Consider the following 2616-nt stretch of genomic DNA (forward strand, 5'->3'; position numbering starts at 1 on the left):
AGCTGTTCCAGGTTATGCGGGTTATCTTCCCGCAGCACATTCCCCCATTCATCAAACTCTGCGCGCCATGCAATGGCCCCGTTAACGTCAATCAGCGCCAGCGGCAGCCCCCGGTGGTCGCAGTGGTACAGGTGGATTTTGCGCTCCGGCGTGTATTCCGGCTCCAGCTGATTTTTCATCTGCTCCGGCGTCAGGCCGCACTGTGCCAGCCACGTCCGGCTGGCTTCGCTGAGTTCCCCGCGCCGTAGTTCCGCTTCCAGATTATCCACCATCGCCACCAGTTCCGGCGGGAAGGTCACGTTTGCTTCCTGCTGAAATTTCTCTGCCAGCGTGCGGCGGGTGGCTCTGGTCAGTTCTCCGGTTGCCGTTTCAATACGGATGAGCGGGGTGAAGCTCCCCGGCAGGTACACCGTCTGGATGCGGGTTTTGTCCGTCTGCGTGGTGGTCAGCCGGTCGCCATCCTGGCCGTACCACACGGTTTCCTGCAGCGCTGGTTGTGAACACGAACCATCGTGAAATACCGTACATGCCCACACCCGTTTGCTGATGCGGCGGCCCGGCGGGTCGTAAAGATAACGGCTTTCCGTCAGCACGTTGCCTGCCTGCATCCGGCGGTAGTGCACCAGCCGGTGCTGGTTATCATACTCATAATGATGCGACAGGCTGCCGTGCGGGTGTATCCGGCGTTCATCTTTCTCCGTCAGCCTGCCGTGTTCGTCATAATGATAAAAATTCTCCACATCCTGGCTGATGCGGTTATCCCGGAAATGGTCCGGCAGCATCGGGTATTTATCCCGCTGCGCTGTCCGGTTGCCCGCCGGGTCGGTGAACGTCCACTGCGCCAGGTCGTGGTGGGGCGATGTGATATGTGTACTGAGCAACCTTCCGGCGTCGCCGTACTGATAATCCCGCTGCTCATGCTGCCCGCGGATGCGAACAAGCTGCCCGCCGCTGTTCCAGGTGTAGTCGCGGTTAAGCTGAAGAATGCTGAGGTGATGGCTCTGTAGCTGACCGCCCGGCGTGTATGCCGTGGTCAGGTCGTATTCGCCGAAGCGGCGCTGCGTTTCCCGGTGCAGGCGGTCGCGGGTGAACTCAACCAGCGGCGTGTCGCCGAGCTTCATGCCGGTCAGATAACCGCTGCCGTAAGTGAGCCATTCTACCGGCGGCAGATTATCGGGGATAGTCCGGGTCGCCAGCCCCTTCGTATAATCGTGTCTGGTGGCGTGCTGCCAGAGCAGGTCATTTGTTTCCGGGTGATGCACTGTCTGGCGTTCAAGGTTCATCCGTCCCTGTTTATCGTACTCATACTGCACGGCGACGCGGTGGCCGTCGCTGAGATGGCTGACTTCGGTCAGCCAGCCGCGCGCGTTGTAGGTCCACTGTTCCGCCGGCTCATCATTGACGGTGCGGTGCGTCAGGCGGTCTGATGCATCGTAATGCCAGAGGGTGACAAGGCTTTCATCCTCACTGCGGATAAGCTGCCCGGTAATACCGTACTGATAACGCTGTGTTCTGCCGTCAAAGCCCGTTTCCTGCACCAGCCTGTCCAGCACATCATAAGCGAAGGTGGTGTGGCTGCCGTTTTCGTTGGTCAGTTGCGTCACACGGCCTGCGGCGTCGTATGCCATCTGCCGGGTCAGGCCGCCAGTGGTGGTGCTCACCGGGTGTCCAGCGGCATCATACTCTGTGGTCTGCCTGCTGCCGTCCGGGTGGAGCACGACCATCAGGTCGCCCGCGATGCTGTACTCATAGCGGGTTTCGTGGCCCTGTGCATTTTTCTGGCTGACCAGTCTGCCCCGGTCATCGTAAGTGCGGTAATGGCTGAGGCCTTCTTCCTGATGAAGGGCAGTGACCTGACCGAAGCGGTCATATTCGTAACGGGTCTGGTAGCCGGAGCAGTCGGTGAAGGTGAGCAACTGCCCGTAGCGGCTCCACGTCATCTGTTTCCGGCTGCCGGTGGCGTCTTCGCTGGCGGACGGGTATTCGCTGTGCGGGTTGTCATAAAACCAGCGGGTGGTGCTGCCGTCGCGCAGGGTGTCGGCGATGAGTCTGCCCTGAATGTCGTATTCCTGCCGGCTTTGCAGGCCGTCCGGGTATACGGTGTCCGTCAACTGGCGCTGGCTGTTGTAATAAAATTCAGTACGCCTGCCGTCTGGCGCGACGATTTCTTTTAACTGGCCGGAGCCGGGACTCAGGCGGTATTCCGTCTTACGGCCCGCCGCATCGGTCTGAGCAATAAGTCTCCCTGCCGGGTCGTATTCACTGTGAATGGCGCTGCCATCAGCGTATTCCTGTCTGACCACCCGCTTCAGCCCGCCTTCGCCTTCGGTGTGCAGCACCTCGCGACGGTTCAGGCTGTCGGTGATAATGACGCGGTTCTGTTCATACGCATAGGCATAGCTTAAGCCTTCCGGGTTACGCTGTTCCGTTACCCGCCCGACGATGTCATAGCGATAGCGTATCTCTGGTCTGCCCGCATAACGGTGTGCCACCATGCGTCCCGGATGCGGCGGGTCATACGTAAAATGGCGTACTGCCGTGCCGCTGCGGTCGTATACCGTTGCCAGTTCGCCACGCGGGGAATAGTCGTATCGCGCCAGCGGCGCGGCGGGCAGA

Annotated in this window: 1 protein-coding gene; it reads right to left on the minus strand. The window is 60.4% G+C overall.

Features of this window, described 5'->3' with window-relative positions; all coding sequences use genetic code 11:
• The coding region (locus tag AOY24_RS23270) for an RHS domain-containing protein (RefSeq protein WP_161804605.1) at positions 1-2616 on the minus strand (2616 nt) is incomplete at both ends.

It is taken from the genome of Citrobacter sp. CtB7.12, assembly GCF_001297795.1.
Lineage (GTDB): Bacteria > Pseudomonadota > Gammaproteobacteria > Enterobacterales > Enterobacteriaceae > Citrobacter_A > Citrobacter_A amalonaticus.